The following is a 23827-nucleotide window of genomic DNA, read 5'->3' as shown; positions in this document are numbered from 1 at the left end:
GTAGTTCCTGCTGTGTGGATTGTCCTAATCGGGCTCAATATGGCGTATTTTTCCGTTTTAGCGGGCTATGACCGGCGTGACCGACATACCAAGTCGTGAATTTTGAAAGAAATATGCCACGATCTGATTGATTGTTGGCAATGCGGGATGCATAATCTAGGTGTTTTAACTCAACTGAGTTAGCTATCACCCTCCCCGTCCCGAAATCATCCCCCACATGCAAGCGGACGCCCGACGAACGCGACTTCTCGACCTGGTTCGGTCCCGAGGCTTTGCCTCGCTGCCGGAACTTGCTCAGGAATTGGAAGTCTCGGAATCGACTGTTCGCCGCGACGTGGAACTGCTGGAAGAAGCAGGGACGGCTCGCAGGACGCATGGGGGCGTGTTTTATACCGGTCCTTCTCCGAACCTGCCCCACTTTGAACTTCGCCACGAAATGCAGTGGAGCAAGAAGCGGCAGATCGCGAAGGCCGCGGCTCAGCTGATCGAAGATGGCGACACGGTCATTCTCGACGGCGGTAGCACCACCTATGAATTAGCCCAGATGCTTGTCGGGCGAACCCTGCAGATTGTGACCAATTCGTTGCCGGTGGCCAACTTGTTCATGGCCAGCCCAACGACGGAATTGATCTTACTCGGCGGGTACGTTCATAACGCTACAGGCGTTTCGCTGGGCCCTTATGCCAACGAGATGATCTCGCGGCTAAGTGCTCGTAGGGCTGTGCTGAGTGTCGCGGGAATTACCGAGCAAGGACTGTACAACAGCAACCTCCTGCTCGTTGAGACAGAACGAGCCATGATGAAAGCTGGCGGTGAAGTAATCATCGTTGCCGACAGCACCAAGTTTGGACGCCAAAGCCTCGCCCAGATGTGTGAGCTTTCCGAAGTCGACAAACTCGTGGTCGATCACGAGATTTCGGAGGCCTGGCAATCACGCGTGCAAAACGCGGGAGTCGATTTGATCGTCGCTCCTGCTGAGATGGCGATCATTGATCGCCCAATTTCCCACAAAGTAAGCTAAACCCCAACAAGGGTTCGATACGAATGAGTTCCTCGCTGAATCTCGATCATGCCACCATCGAACGGATCGTTCGCCAGATCGTCCTTTCGCAAAATGGTGCTCCGGTTCAAGCTCCTGTCGCGCCGGCTGCCCCGAAGTTGGTCGTCAGCATTTCGGCACGGCACATTCACTTGACTGATGCTCACGTCGAAACGTTGTTTGGCCCTGGACATGTACTAACTCCCATGAAAGACCTCTATCAGGACGGCTTCTACGCCGCCGAAGAGACTGTCATGGTCGTGGGCCCCCGCCGACGGATGCTCGAGAAAGTTCGCGTGCTCGGTCCGACACGAGACTACAGCCAAGTCGAGCTGGCTTTCACCGATGCCATTTCGCTCGGCATTGAAGCGCCCGTTCGTGCTTCCGGCAAGATTGACGGTACGCCTGGTTGTGTGCTCGTCGGCCCCAAGGGTGCGGTTCAACTGGATCAAGGTGTCATCCGAGCCGAACGTCATGTCCACATGAACAATCGCGACGCCGAATTTTACGGCGTGCAGAATGGCGACCGCATGAACCTGCGGATCACGTCCCTCGGCTGCACGACCACGTTTGAAGACTTGCTCGTGCGAGCCGACGAAGTCAGCAAGCTGGAAGTCCACATTGATACCGACGAAGGCAACGCCTGCAACTTGGACGCAGCGACGGAAATCGAACTGCTCAAGAAAGAGCCGTGCGGCTGCAAGACAAAACATTAGAACTAACTACGCTTTCGTTGGTCTCGCATGATTTGCCACTGTGAGTCCTCTCCAGAGGCCAGCGAGAGCGTTTTTATGACCCCTGTTAGAAGACATCGCCCCTGACTTTCAGGAGCGAAACGAAGTAACGGTTTCCTTTTTTGTTCGGGAGATAAAACCCCATGGCGAAAGTAATGGAAGCGTTGGGCATGATTGAAACCAAGGGCTTTGTGACCTTGGTGGAAGCCACCGACGCAATGTTGAAGGCAGCCAACGTGACGTTCGTTGGTTGGGACAAAGTTGGCAGCGGTTTGGTTTCCGCTTTCATCACCGGCGACGTCGCCGCGGTGAAGGCTGCCACCGATGCTGGTGCCGCGGCCGCTGGTCGTTTGGGCGAAGTTGTCAGCGTTCAGGTCATTCCACGACCACACGAAGACATCGGTATCGTCCTTCCTCCACCGGTTAAGAAGGTTTACACCTCCGAGTAGTCCCGCCCCTTTCAAGAAACATCCGCTAAGGAAAACTATCCATGCAAAACGCAATTGGTTTGATTGAAACCAAGGGTTTGGTTGGCCTGGTCGAAGCGACCGATGCCATGGCGAAGGCCGCCAACGTCAAGATTGTAAAACGCGTCAACATCGGCGGTGGCCTGGTCACCACGGTTGTCAGTGGCGACGTCGGAAGCGTTCGTGCTGCCGTTGAAGCTGGTGCCAATGCAGCTCAACAGGTCGGTGAACTGGCCGGTAGCCACGTTTTGCCACGTCCTGCTGAAGGCCTGAGCGACGTTTACTTCAGCTAGATCGACCTAACGTAAGCCGCTAGTCCGCGGAGTAACCCAGCGAAAGGAGTCCTCGCTAATGAAAGTTCTGGTAGCAAATCTCGGATCGACCAGCTTCAAGTATCGCTTGTTCGACATGGACAGCGAAACGCAACTGGCTCGAGGTGGGATCGATCGAATCGGATCTCCAGAAAGTTCCTGCAGCGTTCAGATTGGCCAGTGGAAGGAAGACGTCACGGATCATGTTCCAGATCATGCCGTGGCCGTTCGCAAATGCCTTTCGCAACTGACCGATGCAGAAAATGGGTGCCTCAAAGACGCCGCCGAAGTTTCGGCAATCGGCTTTAAAGCGGTCCACGGTGGACGAGTTTCCGGCGTGCAGCGTGTAAACGACGATGTCCTTTCCGCTATGGCAGAAATGAACGAAGTCGCGCCAGCGCATAACCCGCCGTACATCGCCGCCATGCGATTACTTTCTGAGCAACTTCCGGAGATTCCGCTAGTTGCCGCCTTTGAAACAGGCTTTCATCAGACGATTCCTGATCGGAATCGTTACTACGGTATCCCCAAAGCTTGGTCGGACGAGTTCCAGATTAAGAAGTGGGGTTTCCATGGTGCGAGCCATCGGTACATCGCGACGCGAAGTGCCGAACTGTTGGGACGCGACGATTTGCGAGTTATCTCGTGCCACCTAGGTGGAAGCAGCAGCTTATGTGCGATTAAAAACCGCCAAAGCGTTGCCGTCACCATGGGCATGAGCCCGCAAACCGGCTTACCGCAGAACAATCGGGTCGGGGATTTCGATCCCTATGCCCTGCCCCTGCTGATGGAACGAACTGGCAAAACCCTTACCGAAGTTCTCGCGTATATCGGGAATCATGGTGGGCTGCTCGGCTTAAGTAACGGCCTCAGTGGGGATATGCGAGACCTGGAAGAAGCGGCAGTCAACGGCAATGCCGATGCTAAGTTGGCTTTAGACATGTACGCCAGCGAAGTTCGTCGATATCTCGGCGGCATGTTGGTGGAACTGGGCGGAGCCGATGCGATCGTCTTTACCGGTGGTATTGGCGAGAACGGCAAAGAGCTTCGCAAGGACTTGTGTGCCAACTTGCAAGAATTGGGAATCGAACTGGACGAAGAAAAGAACATCTCCGCCAAAGGAGAGGCTTCGATCCATTCGGAAAACAGCAAGACGCAACTGTGGGTTATTCCAACCAACGAAGAAATCATCGTTGCTCGGCAGACCAAGCAGTTGCTGGAGTCGACCTAAGATGTTTATCGCCAAAGTGACCGGTTCGGTCATATCGACGCAGAAAGTCGACACGATGGTCGGCCACAAATTGTTGGTCGTCGAACCGTATCGGTTGGAAGCGAAAGATCGCCAGTCGCTCGTAACCACCGGGCGAACGTTCGTGGCTGTCGACATGCTCGGCAGTGGCGTCGGCGACTTCGTGCTGATCACCCAAGGTTCAAGCGCCCGATTGACCCCGGAAACCAAAACGCTTCCGATCGACTGTGTTGTGATTGGCATTGTCGACCGAGCTCACATCGAGAGCTTCTGCGTTTACGATCGAGACGAAGAGACTGACGAGCCAGAACCAAAGGCACCCGCCAAGGCCAAAGCCACTCCGCCCCCCAAGGCAGAGCCAAAGCCACAGCCCAAGCCGGAACCGCCACCTGCTCAGGACGAACCGAAAGAGAACGAATCTGAAGGCTAGTCCGCCCAAACATTCACGCGTTGACGCGAGGATATAATCATCATGCAATTTGACGAATCCATCATTCGCAATGTGGTGGCCCAGGTCTTGGCCGAAGTTGGCCAAGCACCGCCGGTATCGTCCGGCTTCAGTGGTCGCTACGGCATCTTCGACTGTGCCGACGAAGCAGTTCGAGCCGCTCGTGAAGCGTTCGAGAAACTCTCAGAACGCACGATCGAAGACCGGAAGCGAATCATCGATCACATCCGTCGTATTTCCATCGACCAAAAGGTGGAACTCGGCACGATGGAAATGAACGAGACCAAGATTGGCCGTCTCGAACATAAGATCGAGAAGCTGGAATTGCTTGGCCGAAAAACGCCAGGCGTTGAATTTCTGCGGAGCGAAGTGTTCAGTGGCGACCACGGCTTGGCAGTAATCGAGCATGCACCTTTTGGTGTGATCGGCTGTATAACGCCTGTGACACACTCGCTACCAACGATCACCGGAAACGCCGTGAACATGATTGCCGGCGGTAACACGCTGGTCGTCAATCCGCATCCAAGCGGTAAGAAGGTCGCCGCCGAAGGGGTTCGTCGCTTCAACAAAGCGATCTACGATGACCTAGGCATCGACAACCTGATTTGCGTCGTCGCCGAACCAACCCTCGAATCAGCTGATCTGATCTTCCATCATCGTGACGTCGCAATGATCTGCGTCACCGGTGGTCCAGCAGTTGCCCGAGCAGCGCTTAACAGCGGTAAAAAAGCGGTCGTCGCCGGACCAGGCAATCCACCCGTGGTCGTCGATGAAACGGCTGATTTGGATCGTGCAGCGCGTTGCATCATTCAAGGGGGTGCTTACGACAACAACTTGCTTTGCATCGCCGAAAAGGAAGTCTTCGTTGTCAATTCTGTGTTCGACGACATGATGCGAGCCATGGAACGAGCTGGTGCAGCTCGCTTGAACAGCAGCGAAATCGACCGGCTGACTTCCGTTGCCATCGCCGAATATGGCGACCCTGGCAAAAAGAAGAAGGTCGCCGCGAAGGAATTTATCGGCCAAGATGCCGCCGTCCTCGCTCGTGCTGCTGGCAAAAACATTTCGCAAGACGTTGAACTGGTGTTTGGCGAAACGGACGAACACAACCCGTTTGTCCCTGTCGAACAAATGATGCCGTTCATTCCTTTCGTTCGTTGTCACGACGTGGACGAAGCGATCGAAAAGGCGAAGTACTACGAACATGGCTTCCGTCACACGGCCATCATTCACAGCAACAACGTACGCAACATGACCAAGATGGGCCGCGTGATGGACACGACGTTGTTCGTCAAAAATGGTCCTTGTGCTTCGGCACTCGGCGTTGGAGGCGAAGGTTACATTTCGTTCTCGATCGCCACCCCGACCGGCGAAGGCGTCACCACTCCGCTTACTTTTACGCGGGAACGACGTTGTTCGCTGATTGACGATTTGTGCATCCTTGGCCACCCGGCGAAAGGTTAATCCTTCCATGCAAGCGGCACGCGTGGTCGGAACGGCCACCAGTACGGTTCGACACGTGTCGATGCAGGGCTGGAAACTATTGGTCGTCCAGCCGATGCAAGTCGATGGCACCACGCCCGATGGCTTTCCGCTGTTGGCAGTCGATGCCGTCAACGCAGGTCCTGGAGACCTGGTGATGATCACGAGCGATGGCAAATCAACTTCCGAACTATTGAACTACCCCCGAACACCGGTCCGTTGGACGGTGATCGGAATTGTTGACGAATAAACGTGCAGTCCAACTTCAGCAGTCAAGATATCGAACGCATCGTCCGCATGGTCGTCCAACGACTCATGACGGATGGTGCTGCTTCGACCAACGTGAAACCAACTTCTTCTACAGGCGAACTTCGTCTGAGCGAGAAGCTGGTGACCGTTGAAACGCTGAAGCAGAAGCTGACGGAGTCGACCACAACGCTGTGTGTGCCAGCCAAAGCGGTTGTTACTCCGGCAGTGAAAGACGAACTAAAACAACGCGGGATCGAGCTTCGGAAAGTCGATGCCGCGAATGACTGCCGGCAAGACAATTCGCCAGTGGTGATCGATGCCACCAAGATTTCTGCTTCGGCAGCTTGGAAGTCGGTCCAACGCGTTGAACAAATCGGCAGCCTGCAACAAGCGGTCGGACGTGCCGTAAACGTTGCCAAGACGGAACAGATGGTAGTCGTCCTTTCGGATCAGCCAGAAGTCGCTGTTGCAGCCGCGAATCGACAAAGTGGCGTTCGCGCGATGGTTGCGTGCGGAAGTCACGACTGGCAATCAGCCGCGAAAACCTTAGGGGCGAACCTAATTGTTTGCCAACCAAGCCAGTGGCAGGACTCGGAAGTACCACGATTCCTTTCGGCGGCCTGGAACCTTCGCGGCAGCGCCGGCCCTAACTGGATGAAGTAACGGACAACTCATGCGTATCGCCAAAGTCATCGGAAAAGTCACTCTCAGCCGTTCGGTCTCCGAATTTCAAGGGGCCGTGCTGAAGTTGGCCGTACCCATGATGTTGAGCGATATCGATAACGAAACCACTCCGCTGGATGACCTTCTGGTTGTGTATGACGAACTGGGAGCAGGGCAAGACAACTACATCGCGTTAAGCGAAGGGGGTGAAGCGGCTCAGCCGTTTTATCCCAATATGAAGCCTGTCGATGCCTACAACGCGGCCATTTTGGACACGGTTGATATTCGTTATCGCCACACGTCCTAACCCCGAACACTTACGAAATCACCTAACGCACCCCTTGATTGCGAGATACGAATCGGCATGACGAACGTTCACAAGATCAAACAAGATATGTGTGACATTGGACGGCGAATCTATAACAAAGGCTTCGCCGCTGCGAACGATGGTAACATCACCGTCCGTGTGAGCGACAACGAAGTCCTTTGCACGCCAACGATGCACTGCAAAGGTTTTCTGAAGCCAGAAGACATTGCCACGATCGACATGACCGGCAAGCAAATCGCTGGTAGCAAACCACGATCGAGCGAGGCCCTGCTGCACTTGGAAATCTACAAGCAGCGTCAGGACGTCAAGAGTGTCGTGCATTGCCATCCGCCTCACGCGACGGCATTCGCAATTGCCCGCGAACCAATTCCGCAGTGCATTTTGCCGGAAGTGGAAGTCTTTCTGGGCGATGTGCCGATCACCAAGTACGAAACGCCTGGTGGTCAATCGTTCGCAGATACGATTATCCCATTTGTCGATCGCACCAACGTGATTCTTCTGGCCAACCATGGAACGGTCAGCTACGGCGAAACGGTTGAACGTGCTTATTGGTGGACCGAAATTCTCGATGCCTACTGCCGCATGTTGATCCTGGCCAAACAGCTCGGTCACGTCGAATTCCTCAATGAAAAGAAGTCGCGTGAACTGCTTGACCTGAAGGACAAGTGGGGCTGGAAAGATCCGCGCAACACTGAAGAGTACAAAGACTGCGATATCTGTGCGAATGATATCTTCCGCGATAGCTGGGAAGACTCGCAAGTTCAGCGCCGTGCATTCGGTGCTCCAGAGCCAATGGGGCCTAACGCGAAGAAGCCAGCGGCTGCGACGACCTCCGGTTCATCAGACCAGGAAGCGTTGATCCAGATGATTACCCAACGCGTCGTCGCCGAATTGTCGAAGCAGCGATAAACCTACACTACCCCAATCAGCGAAAGAATTGACCATGAAAGTAAGCATCATTGGTGGTGGCGGTTTGGTCGGATCGTGTGCCGCATTCGCTCTGCAGTGCAGTGGCATCGTTCGCGAAATCGCGTTGCTCGATGTCAACGCCGACTTGGCCGGAGGCCAGGCGCTCGATTTACTTCACGGTGGACCAAGCACGGCCGATCAAATCATTTCGAGCGGAAGCTACGAACATATCCCTGATTCAGATCTGATCTGCATCACGGCTGGACTGCGACGTAAGCCAGATGAAAGTCGATTGGATTTGATCAATCGTAACGTCGATTTGTTCCTGACGATCCTCGAATCGATTAAGAAGGTCGGCTATAAGAAAGACGCGACCGTATTCGTCGTCTCGAATCCGGTTGATATTCTCACCTACCTGGCATCGACTCGACTCGACCTACCTAACAATCGAGTGATCGGTCTAGGTACACAACTCGATACGATTCGCTTCCGAGCTTTAATCGCCGAACATTGCCAATTGCCACCGACTCAAGTCAAAGCATTGATCTTGGGCGAACATGGCGACAGTATGGTGCCGATCTGGTCATCTGCTTCGGTCAATGGCTTGCCGCTCGAGAAATTCCCCGGCTGGAATCCCAACGCAGCAAACGAACTGTTTACGCGAACCAAGGGCTCCGGGGCAGAAGTGATCAAAAAGAAGGGTGGCGCAGGTTTCGCCGTCGGGATTGCAATTCGCGACGTTATCGATGCGATTGCTCTCGACAGCCATCAGATTCTGCCGATCTCAAGCATTCAAAACGGTTGCTACGACATTCGTGACGTCGCGTTGAGCGTACCTACCGTGGTTGGCAAGAATGGTGTCGAGTCGACGTACCAACTTGACCTTTGGCCCAAAGAGATTCAGGCACTTCGTCGCAGCGGAACGGTCCTTCGTGAAACGCTCGCCACAGTCCTCAACCGCGTGGGCCGTAGCTAAACGACCGACGCTTACAAAAAACAAAAAGCCTCGCAGGACTTGCGAGGCTTTTTTTGTGTGACGGGAAGCTTACCTGGTAACTAGCCAGCCTTGCTGGAAGTTTCTCGATGAACTTTCGGGCCCGTTAATAAAGCTCGCATCAATTCTTCAGGTTCAGCATTATGAGGATCGCGTTCTTTCCATACCCGAAGCACCTCTCTCGATGCGTCATGTTCTTCCAGAGCAGCAAGCGTCGTTGCATACCAGCGAAGACAAAGCTGCTCGCGTGAGCCTTGGCGATAAGCTGCTTCAAGATACGGACGAGCACCGATCCAATTCTGCTGAGATGCCAATGCCGCGCCTCGAACAGCACTACGGAAGGACTCCACCTTTGGATAGTCTCCGGGAAGGCGTTCCAGCTCTGCCAGTGCCTCTTGGCGACGGCCATGCTTGACGTGCATCTCAATCACTTGGCGTCGCAACCGAACGGAATGTGGACAGTCGGCCAAAGCTTCGAGCAAGATCCGCTCCGCCTCTTCGACTTTACCACCGGCATGAGTCGTTATCGCCAAGCAGGACGCAGCAATTTCGTCGATGTCGTCAATATGCCAAGTTTCGAGATTGATCTGCCCATGTTTATAGGCAGTCTCGAACGAACGGCGAGCCAAATCCAGATGCCCTTTGGTCTGCAGATAACCGCCAACCGCACAAAGTAGCTGTGCATCGAGTGGGAAAATTTCCAACGCCGTCATACAGGTCTGAATCTGCAGATCGAGCCCGTCGGCGCGGCTGTCTAACGCGGTCAAAATTCCATAGAACGCTTCCAGCATTTCTGCAGAACCGTGGTCAGAGAGGCGGCACGCCTGCTCAAAGAACATGAGCGCGTTCTCTTGATCGTTCAATGTCTGAACCGCTTCCGCCATGCAAATCATCAAACGCGCATTGGGTCCTGACTCTTTGATTTCCAGTTCGACTAACTTCGCATCGCGACTAGCTCGCTGAACCTTCCACTGAGAATCCCCCTCGATCGCATGCCGCTGGACGAGAAATGGAACGGCCTCTATCGCCATTCCACATTCGGCCAGTGAAGGAATGCAAGTCTCTCGCACACGCCCTTCAAACCGAATCCCAGGATGATTCGGATGAAGGCGAACTTGGCCAATTTGCTCGCTGCCAATTGCTCCGGGCGTTTGAGGTGCGCGAACCAACAGAACGTAAGCGGTCATGATGTCGACTTGACCATTTACGAAAGCACGGAGCTTTGCCGCATCTTCTTCAACGATCGTTTCGCCCGGATCGAGCCAAAGAATCCATTCACCGGTAACGTGAGCGAGCGCTGCGTTACGAGCCTGGGAGGTCGACTCTTGCCAAGAATGGGCCACAACACGAGCCTGAAATTCATTGGCAATCGACGAGATCGCGTCGGTCTTGCCAATATTCAGCAGGACAATTTCGTCGACGATCTGCCGGACGCTACTCAGCGTCTCTCGGATCAAATCTGTTTCTTCGTTGACGACCATGACGGCAGTCAATTTGCGATTCCGAGCTTCCTTAGTCATGGCAGACGAATACCTCAGGGACATATCACTAGCAAAGACGTGGCGGTGCATGATGGGGTTTGCCTGGCTGCGACAAAACGCAACCACATCACACGGCCCTATTTCATGCCGTGGCGGAAGTGTAGCGAGCGCGGGATTCCGCGCAAAGACGTATTTCTGCTAGCACACCATTGAGATTTGCCGACCAATCGAAGTGGCTGGCCCGACCGTATCGCGGCCAGCCATGTCCATTGCTTCGGCTTATGTGCGATACTCGGAGTTAAACCGGACGTATTCGACGGTTAGATCGCTTGACCAATATCGAAAACTGGTATCTCCCTCTTTAAAGTTGAGAGTCACATTGGTTTCGAAATTATCTTTGATCGACTGGCTAACGACCTTTTCGTCAAACTTGACGGGAGTTCCTTGCTGGTAAAGCAAATGCCCATTGACGATCAATTCCATCCCGAGAGGATCGAATTGCACGCCAGAGTATCCTGCCGCCGAGACGATTCGCCCCCAATTAGGATCACCCCCGGTAATCGCGGTTTTCACCAACGCACTATCTGCGACCGTTTTCGCGATCCGGAAGGCGTCATCTCGATTGGCGCAGCCTTCGATGTTGATCTCGATCAAATGCGTCGAGCCTTCGCCATCAGCAGGAATCTGTTTCGCCAGATCTTCGCATAGCTGCTGTAGCTCAGCCTTGAAGCTCTCTAAAGCAGCTCCGGTAATTTCTCCGGTTTCCGCTTTGCCACTTGCCAACAACAAAAGCGTATCGTTTGTGCTACGGTGGCCATCAACGGTAATGCAGTTGAACGTATTGTTGGTTACCTCGGACAGCAACTCTTTTGCTTGATCCGGCGTAAGCTGAGCATCGGTGAGAACGACCGAGAGCATTGTCGCCATGTTAGGAGCAATCATGCCTGCCCCTTTACACATACCGACCAGCTTGACAGGCTTTCCGTTCACTTCGCATTGACGCGAAGCAACCTTCTTCCCTTTATCGGTCGTCATGATGCCCCGAGCAGCGGCATCGAAATGAGATTCGTCAGTACCAAGTCGCTGAAAGACTTCGCCAAGGCCGGCTCGAATTTTTTCCATCGGTAGATGATGACCGATGATTCCAGTCGACATGGTCAGGACCTGATCGGCGGAAACTCCGAACTGCTCCGCGACGATACCAGCCATTTCGGCATTGTCTTTCTCGCCTTGTTCGCCAGTGCATGCGTTGGCATTGCCGGAATTCGTGATGACTGCACGAATTTTATTGGAAGGAGTTCTTGCTCGATCCCAAACGACCGGCGCAGCGACGACAAGATTAGTCGTGTAAACGCCAGCTGCAACGGTATCTTCGTCGCAGACAATCAGCGAAAGGTCTTCCTTGTTCGGATTTCGCTTCAATCCGCAGTGAAACCCACCCAATTGAAATCCAGCAGGGATTGGTGAAGTCATCCTATGTCTTCCTTCGTCTTTGGATCAAAGCAGAGCAGTCGTTTCTGCGAAACCGTACATCAAATTGAAGTTTTGAACAGCAGCTCCCGACGCCCCTTTCACGAGGTTGTCGATCGCCGAAATCGTCAATACGCGATCTTTCACCCGGCGAACGGTAATGTCGCAAAAGTTGGTTCCCGACACATGCTTCGTCGCCGGAATATCGCTACGAACGCGGACAAATGGCTCGTCTGCATAGGTGTCATACAGAAGGTCCAGCAGTTCCTTTTCAGAAACATCCTTCTCTGGAATTGCATAACACGTACTCAAAATTCCGCGATCCATCGGAACTAGGTGCGGCGTGAAAATAACGCTGGCAGACTTCCCTGAGTAAACCGACAAATTCTGCTCGATCTCCGGCATGTGACGATGTGTACCGACGCCATACGCCGTAAAACTCTCGTTGCACTCCGGAAAGAGCGTCAGCAATTTCGGAGTCCGCCCTGCCCCGCTTACGCCGCTTTTACAGTCCGCAATGATTCCGTCCGGTCGAATCAAGCCATGCTTCAACAACGGAGCTAACGATAACGACACACCTGTTGGATAACAGCCTGGGTTGGCAACCAACTGAGCTTCGGCAATTCCATCACGAAAAAGCTCGGGCAATCCATAGACGGTGCTTTTCATTCGCTCTGCATCTGGGTGATCTCCCCCATACCACTGGGTATAGACAGCAGGGTCGTTCAGGCGATAGTCCGCGCTAAGATCCACCACCTTCAAGCCTGCTTCCAGGAATTCTGGAATAACAGACGCTGATGCGGCGTGAGGTAAACAACCAAAGACACAATCGCATCGCTGAGCAACTTCCTGCGGTCCCCAGTTCTCCAGATGTAAGTCGAGCACTTTGTGAAATTGAGGATGCACCGAACTCACATGCGGACGATCTTCCTGGCGAGTCGTCAGAGCGGTGACCTCTACTTCAGGATGGCGAACCAAGATTTTTAATAGCTCGAGAGCCGTATATCCGGTGGCTCCGAGTATGCCGACACGTACCGTCATGGCATGCAGCCCAATTAATGCGTCAAGAAAGGAGAACCGACCGGTTAGTATAAAGGACCACCCGCCTGCGAACATAGGGAGGCCCCAGCCGGTAGGGACGATGTTTTTGATGCGTCGAAGATCTTCAATTCGAGATCTTCTTATTCCAAAACCCAAAGATTAGCTGGCCGAATCGAGAGCTTCCCCCAATTCGACCAACATACGGAGCGTCGCACCCCAGACGCGTTGCCCGTTGACATTCAAGTGTGGGGCAGAAAATCGTGCACGGCGGCGGGTAACTTGGTGCATGCCGAAATTCCTGGGGTTCATTAGATCGGTAAGCGATAGAAACAGGAGGCCAGCCACTTCTTTAGGGTCTGGCTTCCATTCAGGTAAAGAGTGCTCGAGGGCGACAAAGGTTCGCACTTGGTGGTTGCTGGCCCAAACATTGGTAGGAGGCAATTCTCCAACGACCGACTCCGCAGGCACCCTGTGCCCCGTTTCCTCCCAGAACTCACGCAATGCCGCCGAGCGAGCAGTCTCGCCCGCTTCGCATCTACCACCAGGCAATGCAATTTCGCCCGCATGAACGCCCTCCGTTTCAGCGCGGATCATCAGCGGAATCGTCCATTCACCGTCGCTGTTTGGGTAAAGCAGAATCAGATTCGCAGCTTTACGAGCACGCGTATAGGCAGGTGCTTTATGGCGACCGTAGGACAAGTTAGGCGCGGTGTGCCGCAGCTTGGGAATCCGCTGCGACGTAATTCCCAGCGTCTGCCTGAGCACGCTTGCCCAGCGTCGGGTATCAGTCGTCTGCCGAGGTAACTTCATAGACTTCGTAACTAGCTTCTTCGAGGGAGTCGGTAGGGAAAAGTTTGGGAAAACTCCAACTCACCTCCATTTCATCACGATTGGCCAGCTTTCGATCCACAATCACGTAGCGAAAGCCGTAGGTAGCAGCCAGTTCACGAATATATTCCTCCGTCAAACCGGCTAGACTTAGTGTGTTTCTGCTGTGCACACTTCGCCAATGCGTATCGCCTCGGCGTTCTCGCCACTCAAGTAATTTCACGTCATCTTGGGGGACGTCTTTCGTGGTGACCACTTCAGCACGTTCGGCATACCACTTAAAGGAGGATTGCAGACGAGGCGTCAGGCAAATGACATCACTATCTGTGTTTTCGCGGATCCAATGGCATGTTTGAACCCATGCATCTGGGTCGCTCACAAGACTACTACGATCGGCCGGACTAGCCGTTGCCGTCCAGCGGTCAGCGATACGAACGATCATTCCCAAACCAACCAGGAGAGACAAGCCTAAGTAACCAACTTTCGTCAACTTCGGTCGGTCTTGTCCGATACGCTGCAGTAGCAAGATCACATTCAACGCTAACGCCAGTGGCACCATGATATCCGCGATCCGATACCAATAAAGCCGAAGGAGCTTCGTCGCCATCAACCAATCTTCAACAACGTTAAAGAACCATTGATCAATTGCGACGCCGATAAGAACGAGGACGACACTTCCCGCGACGATACTATTCAGGACTCGAAGCTTATCCTCGTTACGTAATATCCAAGCAGTAATCGCCCAACCCACAGTGGCAAGCGAAAACCGTAATTTAAATGGATCAGAAAATGTGTGAACGACCAAATGGTGCGACAGTCGTTCGTAAACATAGTAGTAACTGGCCCAATTGCTTTGAATGTCGGTTGCATCCCGATTCAAAAGGAGCAAAGGTACAACTCCAACAAGCGAAATTGCACCTCCTAGAAAAAGCCCTGGAAGCATCGAACGGAGTGAGGCTCTTTGCTGCGGACAAAGAAGCCAGCTAATCATTAAACAGACAACCATCCAACCACCGACAAGCACGTGAAACGCGCTGGCGACTCCGAGCAAGATCCAGGCACGGTTCCAACGCTGTGACAATGCGTCGCCGATTGCCCAAAACGCGATCGCGTAGGCGAAGCACTTTGCTTCGACTCCCCCGATCAGCCACTCCCCGGCCATGTGCAGATAATTAATTCCTGCAAGCCCCGCCGCCATGGCCAGAAAGCCAATCCAGGGACGATTATCAATCTTGGCAATCATCCGTTGCCAACTAACGGCAATTCCGATCCAGCAAATGACGCGTCCAATCCAAGCGGCCGCAGGAAACGACACAAGCGTCGTGATCCAGCCAAAACTCCAGTAAAAGACGCCATGAGCGTCGCCTGAGTTTAGAAAATGATCCTCAGGACACCATTTTGGATTCCAGTAGTGACGAGCCTTCGACAGATAGTGCGGTTCGTTGACTTCCGGCGTAAGTGGACCGACGAACAAGAAAAAAAGCAGGACGATCAGCCCTAACTCCAGCCATCGTAGCGACATCGATGTCGAAGGATGCTCCGCTTCCTGCGGTTGGGCTGGCGTGGTTGAATTCATGGATGGTGCGAAGAAGCAAGGAGGTTAGAAGGCTATTTTGCTTCTAATTTACCATATCGCACGCCGGTCGCTTGCGTTGGACGGCGATAAATTCCGTCGCCACACGTTACATAGAGCCAATCAAGATTCGGGCCACCGAATACCACGTTCGACAAAAACTGATCCGCAGGCTTAAGCATCACACCGCTAATACGTGCCGTCGAGTCGAACATCTGCAGGCCTTCTTCGGTTGCCACGTATAAGCGGCCAGCGGAGTCTACAGTCATACCATCGGCTCGACTCGCAGCTCCCTCTTCCGAAACACGACACGTGTAGACAGGGGCTCGAAACGTTAGCCTGCCATCTTCTTCGACACGGTATGCAATCAGGTTCTCGCCGGCAGAGTCCGCAATCACTAAAGTTCCTTCGCCAGGCCAAAGAATTATGCCGTTAGGCGTTGTGATGTCTCGGGCGACAACCTCCTTCGTTCCGTTCGGTCGAACTAACCAAACCTGATGCATTTTAGGGTCGGTGCAATAAATATTGCCGTTACTTGCGACGACGATGTCATTGGCACCCAGTTCCTCAGCGATGACGTCAGCCGTTCCATCTTTCTGAAATACGACGACGCGGCGGTTTCGATTCTGACCTCCGTACAAGCGACCATCAGGTCCAAACATAAGGCCACTCGTCGCTCCTTGTCCTTGCGAGAACGTACGCACCTGCTTTGTCGCGTGATCAACTTTCAGAACCAGTTGATTGGGAACATCAACAAAGTAGACGTCCCCATTCGCATCGACCGCTGGCCCTTCCGTGAACTTGTAGCCTTCGGCAACTCGTTCCCAAGATTTTCCATCGATCAATACATCCGAGAGCGGCATATCTTGAGCAACGGAGAATTGCACGAAACAGCATAAAACTAGCAGCGCAAGGGTAAATCGCATGACAGAGAGCTCCGAACATCAAACGAATAAAACGCTACTTCGATTCCGCGACATCACTCCACAGCCATCGCATGGTGTCGGGAAATATGGCCCCACCATGGCGTGCACTATGTTTACCTTCGCCGTAGACGAACTTGTAGTCGTAGTTAGAAAACTTCAATGCGGCGGCCATCTGCTGATTCGCCAAGGGCCAGTTTCCATGCAGGTTGTCTAGGTCGTTACTGCCATCTTGTAAGAATACTTTAATCGGCTTCCGCTCCGTCTTTCGAATAATTGCGGGATAGACATGCCCACCACGGATGTTGGTAAAGCTCCCAATATGACTGACCACTTTGCCAAATGAGTCTGGGCGTTCCCACGCCGCAGTAAAAGCACAGATTCCCCCGGAGCTATTTCCACAGATCGCACGTAGCTTAGGGTCGTCCGAGATATCGTACTGCTTGCCAATATCTGCCAAGATTTCATCCAACAGAAATCGCACGTATTGATCGCTGAGCGTATCGTACTCGAAGCTACGATTCTTGCGCGGGGTTTGACCTTCTTTGGTCGCAGGCACAACGCCTGGTTGAATGAAAACGCCAATAGTTACAGGCATTTCGCCTGCATGAATGAGGTTATCGAAAACGATCGGCACACGCGTATGCCCTTTTTCATTGACGAATCCAGCACCATCTTGGAAGACCATTAAAGCGGCCGAACTGCCTTTTTTATACTGCTTAGGAACGTACACCCAGTAATCGCGGACAGTACCAGGGTAGATATCGCTTTTGTCCCAAACATGCTTAGTAACGGTTCCCTGGGGTACTCCGTCTTTTCTTTCCGCATCGGGCCCAGGCTGGTATTGTTCGTCTTGAGCCAAACCAGGAGAAATCAACGCACAGCAAAATAGCAATGCAATAAGCATTCGGGGCATGCAATCTTTCACTTATTGAGGAAGGGCTATTGAAAGGAGGATGGGCTAGAAGCATCAGCCTAATTGGTTCCTCTCCTCAACTCAAGCATAGCTGCCTACTTGGGAAATTCGACTTGAAGTTCCAGCTCGAGCATTCCCCGCAGTACGCGAACAGGTACTTTCGTATCAAATTCGGTTGCGCGAACGGCCGTGCGGAGATCATCGACAGACGTCACTTTGTTTTTTCCCCATCCAACCAGAACGTCACCGCCACGCATGCCCGCTTTTTCTGCTGCACTGTCAGGGGTCACTTTAAGAATGGGGATTCCGTTTGGCAGTGGATCGCCGACTTGTACCCCAAGAGCACGACGGCCGGCCTCTTTGTTTTTCTCTGGCTGAGGAGGCGTCCCAGATCCCAGGCCGCCGAAATAGAGATCCAACATTGAACCACCTGCGTTCTTATTCGGCGAAATCGTTTCCGTAGCCATTCGCTGCAGAAGCTCAACATTCATCGCCACGATTTTCCGAATGCCGGGTACATTGATATGCTCGATGTCATCACTCGGACGATGGTATTCCCCATGAAACCCTGTGAAATCATGCATCACGGGGACATCTCGGCCATAAAACGACGCATGATCGCTCGGTCCATATCCTCCCGGTACCTTTTTAATTGTCAAAGCTTGTTTTTGGGCTGCTTCGTCGAGCCACGACTCAAATTGTTTCGCGGTGTTAAATCCATAAACTGTCAGCTGATCTTTCCGCAGACGCCCTACCATGTCGAAGTTAAGCATCGCTTTTGTGTTCTCCATGGAATACAAGGGATGCCGCACATAGTACTCGCTGCCAATCAACCCTTGTTCTTCTGCCCCAAAGGCGATGAACAAAAGCGTACGGCTGTTGGTATTCTTCCACGCCGCACAATGTCGCGCGGTTTCGAGAAGTGCGACCGTTCCTGATGCGTTGTCGTCGGCCCCGTTGTGAATCTCTCGCGTCCATGGAGCGAGCGAGCCAGATCCTCCGTAGCCAAGGTGATCGTAGTGAGCCCCTACGACAACTACTTCGCCGGCCAACTTTCCGGCCCCAGGCAACACACCGAGAACGTTTTGCTGCGTTTGCTTCGACTGTTGAACATTGACTTCACCAATCGCTTTGAAGCCCGGTAAGTCAAACGAATCAGGCTTCAGAGACTCGTCAACCGAGGCTTCCCATTCCGCCAGTGAAGGTTTGTCTGATGCTTTGAGTATTTCATCGACCACGTCGCGTTTGACATGCAAAACGGGAATCTGTGGTTCAAAATCATTCGGCATGCGAATTTGGAAAGAAAGTAGCTTGTCCTCTCCTGCATCTTTCGTTTGGATCGCGGCGTTGTCTGTTACGAAAATGATCGCCGCGGCCCCATGCTCGACCGCGTTAATTACTTTTGTTGAGAGGTAGGCAAACTTTGAATTGCCGCTACCAGCAAACTTCTGGCTGCTTCCCCCTTGATCAGGTTCGTGCCGCAAAATTATGAGAGCCTTACCGTCGGCATTGAATTCAGCAAAGTCATCATAGCCGTCCCGTGCCGAGCTAATTCCGTAGCCGGCAAATGCCAGTGGCAGGTCAAAGCTTCCACTCGTACTGGGAGATAAAGGCGTGTAAGCACCGCCGCTAATCGCACGTTTCGTTCCGCCAGGCCATTCGAACTCCAAAACGTTACTTTTGCCTAGTTCTAGACGTTCGCGAGTCGCGAATACTTGAAATGGCTTACCTTCAATAAGATTTGTCTTCAATCCGGCATCGCCAAACTGTTGAGCGATGTACTGCGCGGCCGCTTGAAGCCCTTTCGAGTACGGTCCGCGTCCTTCCCGCTCGTCCGAGGCTAGAAAACTGAGATCCTCGGAAATACGTTGCTCGATCTGCTCATCGTCTAACGCATAGGTCGCAACGGTCTGCGTGTCGAACTCAACAACAGGCAATGGGGCAGAAGTTTCGTCGGGCGTCGCCGCCGCAGACTCCTGCTGCTGACAACCGCCAATCAAAACGGCCAACAGAGTAACGAAAAACGACAAGTTGGCCGGAGGTAATTTCATAGAGATTAATCGGTCAGAGCACGTGCTCTAAATTGGACGAACAAAACTAGGGAGGATCGCACTCAAACACATCAACACGAATCAGCTTGGGATCGCCGGTGTCGCAGTCGTAGTAGGCAGTGGATTTAGCACTTACTCCCCATGGACCGATATCAAATCCACAGATCGTCTTGACCACGCTTTGAACTCGGATCGTTGCTTGAGCGCGAACAGCAAAGAATGCCTGCGGTGAGCCAAACTGGCCAAGGACATAAGACTGTCCATTTCCGTTGGGGTTATTGGTATGCTGACACGGCAGATCTGTGATTCCCGAAGGACTACCATTGTAGTGTTCAATCCCTTCCGAATCGACAAAACTAGAGTTCGAGCAACTCCCAGTTTCCGACGTGTCGACCAACCTCATCGATTCCGTCGGCAGAGGGTTTCCCGCGCTGTCATTAAAGAAGATCGTAATCTCGGTCCCGGTCTTCCCGGGGCCCTGGCCGACACCATCGGAGCCAACTTGACTCGAACCTGTTAGCACACTCGCACCAAATCGAAAACGCTCTCCAGGATAAAGCTCCTCGGACGCCCCTACCCCGAACGTAATGATCAGAACGGACAGATCCAGCGGATTTACTTCGAACATCACGTCCGACTCGGTCAAATGACCTGCATAGAAAACATTATCCGGGATTGCAGCCATTGGGCCACCGGTTGGAGGGCTAATGGACTCGTCAGAGATGACCCCAAACACCGCCATGCCATCTGCAGTAAATGGAGCGAAGATGAAACCATTGGTTGAATCTGGATCGACGTCGTACTCAATTCGTGAAATACGAGTGTCTGGATTTACTGGATCTAAGTTGGGAGCACCAAAAGAAAACCCCCAGGCATTTCGGTTCCCCCCAGATCCTAGGTTTCCATTAGGCTGCCCAGTTGCATCAACTAAGACGGTTGAACTTCCTGCACAGCTTGGCACGACGTCAGCATTAAAGACGACGCTTTCTCTCGGTGTTCCAATATTTTCGGTTTGCGTAATCGCCCCAAAAACCATTACTCCTGGCTGAAGATAGCTGTCGTAATCCGAGATATCTGTACAGACCAGGTTTTCATTTGGATTAGCAGCTACTCCGCTGTTGTCGTAATTCAGCCGAGTTGCTCCATTGGTGAATGCCGAATTGAGCACCATGTCGGTCAAGTCAACGTCTTGTCCTCGAACAGGGTTCGCGATTGAAAAATCATTGCCAACTTCCCGAGCCATCAACGTATCACCGCCACCGGTTTCAGCCCATTGTTTTACTGCCGCAAGGGCATTGGCCTCCAGGCTTTGTTCCAGTTCCAACCGAGCGAGCCAAATGTTGCCAATCTCGACGGCGAATACCAAAAACAAAATCAACGCAGGAAATGCGATAATTATCCAGAGCAACGACACGCCACGTCGTGCACGTCGGGACAGGAAATCGAGTCGTCGCTGCAGATTTTTCATGGAGGGGCTATGGTGTGGAATCATCGTTGTTCGACTCGGCCATACTTCGCGAGATCGCTTAGCACATCTTGATGCTTTCCGGCGACATTAACTTTCTCTTGAGGATCATCCGGCAGAAAGAAGAGCTGGTTTGATGATCCGAAAATTGCCTTCCATGGACCTTGGCGTACGGCAACTTGATCTTCGTCGTTGGGATTCGTCCATCGAAATACACGCGTAGGAGCCGGTTCACCATTCATCCATTTCAGCAACGATGTGCCGCTATTGCGTGGGATTCGACTGCTTCCGATACCATCGGCCAGAGTTGGTAGAACATCAAGCAAACCGCAAGCATCAATAATTCGGGCTGGGCTTTCGCCATGCGAACGATAAACCATCAGCGGCACTTGGAGCTCCGTTTCGCTTAGTGCAGCCACTTCGACATCGTTTCCTGTGTCACCAGGCAGACCGGTCACCATCAGCAATACTGACCGAGAGTTCCGTGACTTTTGGACAGAGTAAACAAGCCGACCAATTGCTTGATCGATTTGAGCCACTTCTTCGGCCCTTGATTTGTCATCTTCTCCATTAACAGAGAAATGGAACTCCACAAAAGTAGGGCGATGCGATGGATTATTTTCAATCAACTCTCGCGCCTGACCCACGAGCAGTTCTGCCGCGGAAACATCATCTTCCGACGTCTCGTTTTCGTTGGCCACAATCTTCGCCGAAGCCCCATTGAACGCCAGCTTCGTAGGCAAAGAGCTATGACTGTTGAACGTCAATTGAACGTCTTCATCGATGAATTGTCGCTCTGCACTAGACATCCAGCCGGTCCCGTCCATCAAGATGGTCCGGTAACCAGAGTTCCACATCATCTGGGCAAGTCGGTTGTAACGTGATTTCTTCTTGCTATGCCCCGATCCGGTGAGGAACATGAATTGAGCGATCTCTGAAGAAGGCCCAGCATAACAGTTGTCGAAGACGGTCCCTTTTTCTGCAAACGATTCGAGAAGTGGGGTTTTGCCGATTTGTCCATAAAACCCGAGTTCGCTTTTTGCGATACCTTCGAAAACAACAAGCATAACAAGAGGAGACTTTTGGCCCGGTATTCGGATTTGACGATTCGCGTTTTGCATCGCGGACCGGATGTCTGCTTTTACGTTCGTCAATTGTCGATCAGCATCTTGGAGTTGATCTCGCAAGCCACTTTCAGAGTCTTTGAAGACTTCCCCATGCGACGCGAGCATTCCATCGATCGCACGAGTAAGAGGGTTTTGCATATCAGAAATATGGGGATTGTCATCGCTGGCCGTTTGGCCATCCAAATTGCCGTTGGGCAATGTCAACGGCATCGATGGATCGACGGCCACTTGATTCTCAGCGGGACCATCGGGAGTCGATCGCCATGCATCCGGCCATAGAATCGCCGCAGCGATGATCACCAACGCGAGCAAGACAATCGATCTTCCAATCCAATACATAGGTAGCATCTGCTTGGTGTTATGGAACGACAACAACCGGCGAGAATTCGTGCCGGAAGAGGCTCGTCATGATCACGTTTCGTCCCGAAAAATCGCCCCCAAAACATGCCATCGCATTGGGAGCAAGTCGGTCTGCGGGAAGACATACCGTCACTTGAACGTAGTAAAATGAAGGTTCCGTCGTATCAGGTGGTGGACACCCGACATTGGCAACTTTGGTTCCAGAAATACTCGTATCGTTTACTTCATCGTAAACAAAGTAGTCTAACTGAACGTCACCTACCGCTGCGATGTTCTCCATTTCGCCAATCAAACCACTGCGGCGAAGAACCTCATTAACGGCATTGACGATCTCAGGGTTGATTGGGCCGCCTGAATTGATGTCTAGCTCGACGGCGGCCAACGCCCCAGCTCGGCTTGCCATCTTCAACGTCTGTTGGTTGGATTGCAGCAAACCGAACTGCGCAACTGCGAAGAGCAGAATCAAAACGACCGGAAGTCCTAGAATAATTTCCAATAGACTGGCCGCGCGACGCTTCGACTTTCGAAACAGCACCATCGCTTAAAACAACTCCCCCCGAAAACGTGCCTTTTGATTACCTATAATCACCAGCAGGTCGTTTGCCAACTCAATTGCGGCGCTTCAAGCGTATTCTCTCAACATTCCGCGAATCTCTCATAACGCGCAATCGCACCACGCTTTGCATTTTTTTCAAAATACCTGTCTTAGCCAGTTGAAACAAGGTTTCGTGCTTTTAAACTGAATCGTGTCCTATTTAGATTGACTGATCCTAATAGTCGAATCTAAATGGAATCGTTTTAGGGCTTTTCGTGCTTTTTTCTCAAGCACGTGAGCATTTCATGACCTAAGGCGGGCAGCAGCGCAATTTTCATGGGACGAGGATCAACCATGACTTGGATTACCAAGCAAATTCGACATTTGGCGGGAGATTGTCAGGGAAGTGTATTCGTTGAATATCTACTTCTCCTCACAATCGTTGGAATTGGTGTTATCGCTGGATTGGCTACCGTTCGTGGTTCGCTTCTCAACGAATTGCTCGAACTCGCAGAAGCCATTACCAACTTGACACCATAGAGGCTCCTTCAAACGAGACCTCATTCACAGTCACAGGCGTTTCGGGGGAGCGTACTGGTGCAATCTTATTTCCAAACCGGATTTCGGCAGAAAAGACACGGCATTCAAGTGCTGGAAGTCTTGTTGCTGTTTCCTGTGTTGCTGATTGCAACTTTCTCCTTCTTCGTTCTTGGCCCCACCGTTACCGTTCGCCAAGCGGTTCAACACGCAGCAGAAGAAACTGCCCGTGAAGTCGCCAAGAAAGTGGGAACGCAAACCACGACGATTATTGCCACGGAAGTCGTCAACGAAGTTCTCTCCGTCCATGGACTCGAGGGGACGAATATGCCGTTGGCATTGGCACCATCTGGTGTTCGCGTCGACGTATGGGAGTACGACGCGCTGGGTATGGCCATAGAAACGACTTCGCTCGGTGATTTGACGATTCCTGCTCCTACTAACCCACCGAACATGGGCAACTTTACCAATCCAGATCAAGTCATCGCTCAGGTAACCGTGGCGGTCGACGACGCCCCGATTCCCAACGTTTTGAGCGAGATGAAATTTGATATTTCAGGTCGGTACCTGACACACCGCACAACCGCATTTCGCGATCCCTAGTGGTCTCGGAATGTATTAGCAACGATTCGCACGGATTCGCGAAT

At 52.6% G+C, this 23827-nt stretch carries 25 protein-coding genes; 14 read left to right on the top strand and 11 right to left on the bottom strand.

Annotated features, from left to right (window positions below; translation table 11 throughout):
• The first annotated feature begins 217 nt into the window (after positions 1-217).
• From LA756_RS26360 to LA756_RS26305, 12 genes are all read left to right on the top strand, one after another.
• Positions 218-1021 (top strand): DeoR/GlpR family DNA-binding transcription regulator, encoded by an 804-nt coding sequence (locus tag LA756_RS26360; RefSeq protein ID WP_224437699.1) that lies wholly within the window; start codon positions 218-220, stop codon positions 1019-1021.
• Positions 1022-1044: 23 nt separating this feature from the next.
• Positions 1045-1755 (top strand): phosphate propanoyltransferase, encoded by a 711-nt coding sequence (gene pduL / locus LA756_RS26355; RefSeq protein WP_224437698.1) that lies wholly within the window; start codon positions 1045-1047, stop codon positions 1753-1755.
• Between the two features lie 161 nt (positions 1756-1916).
• The gene (locus tag LA756_RS26350; protein ID WP_224437697.1) at positions 1917-2222 is read left to right on the top strand and encodes a BMC domain-containing protein; all 306 of its coding nucleotides are present in this window, start codon (positions 1917-1919) and stop codon (positions 2220-2222) included.
• Positions 2223-2263: 41 nt separating this feature from the next.
• Positions 2264-2533 (top strand): BMC domain-containing protein, encoded by a 270-nt coding sequence (locus LA756_RS26345; RefSeq protein WP_144974708.1) that lies wholly within the window; start codon positions 2264-2266, stop codon positions 2531-2533.
• Between the two features lie 58 nt (positions 2534-2591).
• Positions 2592-3782, top strand: coding sequence for an acetate/propionate family kinase (locus tag LA756_RS26340; RefSeq protein WP_224437696.1), 1191 nt, complete (start codon positions 2592-2594; stop codon positions 3780-3782).
• A 1-nt stretch (position 3783) separates the two neighbouring features.
• Complete coding sequence (locus LA756_RS27265) at positions 3784-4230, top strand: EutN/CcmL family microcompartment protein (protein ID WP_315858334.1); 447 nt, start codon at positions 3784-3786, stop codon at positions 4228-4230.
• Positions 4231-4272: 42 nt separating this feature from the next.
• Positions 4273-5712, top strand: a complete 1440-nt coding sequence (locus tag LA756_RS26330) for an aldehyde dehydrogenase family protein (protein WP_224437695.1) — start codon at positions 4273-4275, stop codon at positions 5710-5712.
• A gap of 7 nt (positions 5713-5719) precedes the next feature.
• Entirely contained in the window at positions 5720-5980 is a 261-nt protein-coding gene (locus LA756_RS26325) for a EutN/CcmL family microcompartment protein (RefSeq protein ID WP_224437694.1), read from the top strand.
• Between the two features lie 2 nt (positions 5981-5982).
• On the top strand, positions 5983-6642 hold the full coding sequence (locus LA756_RS26320) for a hypothetical protein (RefSeq protein WP_224437693.1): 660 nt from the start codon (positions 5983-5985) through the stop codon (positions 6640-6642).
• A gap of 10 nt (positions 6643-6652) precedes the next feature.
• Positions 6653-6949: a EutN/CcmL family microcompartment protein gene (locus LA756_RS26315; protein WP_224437692.1), complete on the top strand. Its 297-nt coding sequence runs from the start codon at positions 6653-6655 to the stop codon at positions 6947-6949.
• A gap of 57 nt (positions 6950-7006) precedes the next feature.
• The gene (locus LA756_RS26310; RefSeq protein WP_224437691.1) at positions 7007-7879 is read left to right on the top strand and encodes a class II aldolase/adducin family protein; all 873 of its coding nucleotides are present in this window, start codon (positions 7007-7009) and stop codon (positions 7877-7879) included.
• A 34-nt stretch (positions 7880-7913) separates the two neighbouring features.
• Positions 7914-8855, top strand: coding sequence for a lactate/malate dehydrogenase family protein (locus LA756_RS26305; RefSeq protein ID WP_224437690.1), 942 nt, complete (start codon positions 7914-7916; stop codon positions 8853-8855).
• 80 nt (positions 8856-8935) lie between these two features.
• On the opposite strand, the gene LA756_RS26300 is transcribed toward LA756_RS26305, so the two are convergent.
• From LA756_RS26300 to LA756_RS26250, 11 genes are all read right to left on the bottom strand, one after another.
• Positions 8936-10393: a glycosyltransferase gene (locus LA756_RS26300; RefSeq protein ID WP_224437689.1), complete on the bottom strand. Its 1458-nt coding sequence runs from the start codon at positions 10391-10393 to the stop codon at positions 8936-8938.
• A 240-nt stretch (positions 10394-10633) separates the two neighbouring features.
• On the bottom strand, positions 10634-11827 hold the full coding sequence (gene argJ / locus LA756_RS26295; RefSeq protein ID WP_224437688.1) for a bifunctional glutamate N-acetyltransferase/amino-acid acetyltransferase ArgJ: 1194 nt from the start codon (positions 11825-11827) through the stop codon (positions 10634-10636).
• A 24-nt stretch (positions 11828-11851) separates the two neighbouring features.
• A complete protein-coding gene (argC, locus tag LA756_RS26290; protein ID WP_224437687.1) occupies positions 11852-12865 on the bottom strand; it encodes an N-acetyl-gamma-glutamyl-phosphate reductase in 1014 nt (337 codons plus the stop codon).
• 159 nt (positions 12866-13024) lie between these two features.
• A complete protein-coding gene (locus LA756_RS26285; protein WP_224437686.1) occupies positions 13025-13675 on the bottom strand; it encodes a CoA pyrophosphatase in 651 nt (216 codons plus the stop codon).
• The gene (locus LA756_RS26280) at positions 13650-15269 is read right to left on the bottom strand and encodes a DUF6798 domain-containing protein (RefSeq protein ID WP_224437685.1); all 1620 of its coding nucleotides are present in this window, start codon (positions 15267-15269) and stop codon (positions 13650-13652) included. Before LA756_RS26280 ends, LA756_RS26285 begins: the two co-directional genes overlap by 26 nt.
• A gap of 32 nt (positions 15270-15301) precedes the next feature.
• Positions 15302-16192, bottom strand: coding sequence for an SMP-30/gluconolactonase/LRE family protein (locus tag LA756_RS26275; protein WP_224437684.1), 891 nt, complete (start codon positions 16190-16192; stop codon positions 15302-15304).
• Between the two features lie 34 nt (positions 16193-16226).
• Positions 16227-17105, bottom strand: coding sequence for an esterase family protein (locus LA756_RS26270; protein WP_224437683.1), 879 nt, complete (start codon positions 17103-17105; stop codon positions 16227-16229).
• A 95-nt stretch (positions 17106-17200) separates the two neighbouring features.
• Complete coding sequence (locus LA756_RS26265) at positions 17201-19156, bottom strand: M28 family peptidase (RefSeq protein ID WP_224437682.1); 1956 nt, start codon at positions 19154-19156, stop codon at positions 17201-17203.
• A gap of 46 nt (positions 19157-19202) precedes the next feature.
• Positions 19203-20624 carry a TadE/TadG family type IV pilus assembly protein gene (locus tag LA756_RS26260; RefSeq protein ID WP_224437681.1) on the bottom strand — a complete coding sequence of 474 codons (1422 nt, stop codon included), beginning with the start codon at positions 20622-20624 and terminating at the stop codon, positions 19203-19205.
• 20 nt (positions 20625-20644) lie between these two features.
• Positions 20645-22087, bottom strand: a complete 1443-nt coding sequence (locus tag LA756_RS26255; protein WP_224437680.1) for a sulfatase-like hydrolase/transferase — start codon at positions 22085-22087, stop codon at positions 20645-20647.
• Between the two features lie 19 nt (positions 22088-22106).
• Entirely contained in the window at positions 22107-22646 is a 540-nt protein-coding gene (locus LA756_RS26250; protein ID WP_224437679.1) for a TadE/TadG family type IV pilus assembly protein, read from the bottom strand.
• A 351-nt stretch (positions 22647-22997) separates the two neighbouring features.
• Between LA756_RS26250 and LA756_RS26245 the strand changes: the two genes are divergently transcribed.
• Both LA756_RS26245 and LA756_RS26240 read left to right on the top strand, forming a co-directional pair.
• On the top strand, positions 22998-23183 hold the full coding sequence (locus tag LA756_RS26245) for a hypothetical protein (protein WP_224437678.1): 186 nt from the start codon (positions 22998-23000) through the stop codon (positions 23181-23183).
• Positions 23184-23240: 57 nt separating this feature from the next.
• Positions 23241-23783, top strand: a complete 543-nt coding sequence (locus LA756_RS26240) for a TadE/TadG family type IV pilus assembly protein (RefSeq protein ID WP_224437677.1) — start codon at positions 23241-23243, stop codon at positions 23781-23783.
• Positions 23784-23827: the final 44 nt, after the last annotated feature.

The organism is Bremerella sp. TYQ1, from assembly GCF_020150455.1.
In the GTDB taxonomy this organism is placed as follows: Bacteria; Planctomycetota; Planctomycetia; order Pirellulales; family Pirellulaceae; genus Bremerella; species Bremerella volcania_A.
The sequence above is the reverse complement of the archived record's forward strand: the minus strand, read 5'-3'. Positions and strand labels throughout refer to the sequence as shown.

What these genes read in the sequence shown, in the direction of transcription:
- LA756_RS26285 (WP_224437686.1), bottom strand. Translation starts at nt 13,675, where the DNA reads ATGAAGTTACCTCGGCAGACGACTGATACCCGACGCTGGGCAAGCGTG.
- LA756_RS26255 (WP_224437680.1), bottom strand. Translation starts at nt 22,087, where the DNA reads ATGTATTGGATTGGAAGATCGATTGTCTTGCTCGCGTTGGTGATCATC.
- LA756_RS26260 (WP_224437681.1), bottom strand. Translation starts at nt 20,624, where the DNA reads ATGAAAAATCTGCAGCGACGACTCGATTTCCTGTCCCGACGTGCACGA.
- LA756_RS26245 (WP_224437678.1), top strand. Translation starts at nt 22,998, where the DNA reads ATGACTTGGATTACCAAGCAAATTCGACATTTGGCGGGAGATTGTCAG.
- LA756_RS26330 (WP_224437695.1), top strand. Translation starts at nt 4,273, where the DNA reads ATGCAATTTGACGAATCCATCATTCGCAATGTGGTGGCCCAGGTCTTG.
- LA756_RS26360 (WP_224437699.1), top strand. Translation starts at nt 218, where the DNA reads ATGCAAGCGGACGCCCGACGAACGCGACTTCTCGACCTGGTTCGGTCC.
- argC (WP_224437687.1), bottom strand. Translation starts at nt 12,865, where the DNA reads ATGACGGTACGTGTCGGCATACTCGGAGCCACCGGATATACGGCTCTC.
- LA756_RS26325 (WP_224437694.1), top strand. Translation starts at nt 5,720, where the DNA reads ATGCAAGCGGCACGCGTGGTCGGAACGGCCACCAGTACGGTTCGACAC.
- LA756_RS26305 (WP_224437690.1), top strand. Translation starts at nt 7,914, where the DNA reads ATGAAAGTAAGCATCATTGGTGGTGGCGGTTTGGTCGGATCGTGTGCC.
- LA756_RS26275 (WP_224437684.1), bottom strand. Translation starts at nt 16,192, where the DNA reads ATGCGATTTACCCTTGCGCTGCTAGTTTTATGCTGTTTCGTGCAATTC.
- LA756_RS26300 (WP_224437689.1), bottom strand. Translation starts at nt 10,393, where the DNA reads ATGACTAAGGAAGCTCGGAATCGCAAATTGACTGCCGTCATGGTCGTC.
- LA756_RS26315 (WP_224437692.1), top strand. Translation starts at nt 6,653, where the DNA reads ATGCGTATCGCCAAAGTCATCGGAAAAGTCACTCTCAGCCGTTCGGTC.
- LA756_RS27265 (WP_315858334.1), top strand. Translation starts at nt 3,784, where the DNA reads ATGTTTATCGCCAAAGTGACCGGTTCGGTCATATCGACGCAGAAAGTC.
- LA756_RS26310 (WP_224437691.1), top strand. Translation starts at nt 7,007, where the DNA reads ATGACGAACGTTCACAAGATCAAACAAGATATGTGTGACATTGGACGG.
- LA756_RS26340 (WP_224437696.1), top strand. Translation starts at nt 2,592, where the DNA reads ATGAAAGTTCTGGTAGCAAATCTCGGATCGACCAGCTTCAAGTATCGC.
- argJ (WP_224437688.1), bottom strand. Translation starts at nt 11,827, where the DNA reads ATGACTTCACCAATCCCTGCTGGATTTCAATTGGGTGGGTTTCACTGC.
- LA756_RS26350 (WP_224437697.1), top strand. Translation starts at nt 1,917, where the DNA reads ATGGCGAAAGTAATGGAAGCGTTGGGCATGATTGAAACCAAGGGCTTT.
- LA756_RS26265 (WP_224437682.1), bottom strand. Translation starts at nt 19,156, where the DNA reads ATGAAATTACCTCCGGCCAACTTGTCGTTTTTCGTTACTCTGTTGGCC.
- LA756_RS26345 (WP_144974708.1), top strand. Translation starts at nt 2,264, where the DNA reads ATGCAAAACGCAATTGGTTTGATTGAAACCAAGGGTTTGGTTGGCCTG.
- LA756_RS26270 (WP_224437683.1), bottom strand. Translation starts at nt 17,105, where the DNA reads ATGCCCCGAATGCTTATTGCATTGCTATTTTGCTGTGCGTTGATTTCT.
- pduL (WP_224437698.1), top strand. Translation starts at nt 1,045, where the DNA reads ATGAGTTCCTCGCTGAATCTCGATCATGCCACCATCGAACGGATCGTT.
- LA756_RS26250 (WP_224437679.1), bottom strand. Translation starts at nt 22,646, where the DNA reads ATGGTGCTGTTTCGAAAGTCGAAGCGTCGCGCGGCCAGTCTATTGGAA.
- LA756_RS26280 (WP_224437685.1), bottom strand. Translation starts at nt 15,269, where the DNA reads ATGAATTCAACCACGCCAGCCCAACCGCAGGAAGCGGAGCATCCTTCG.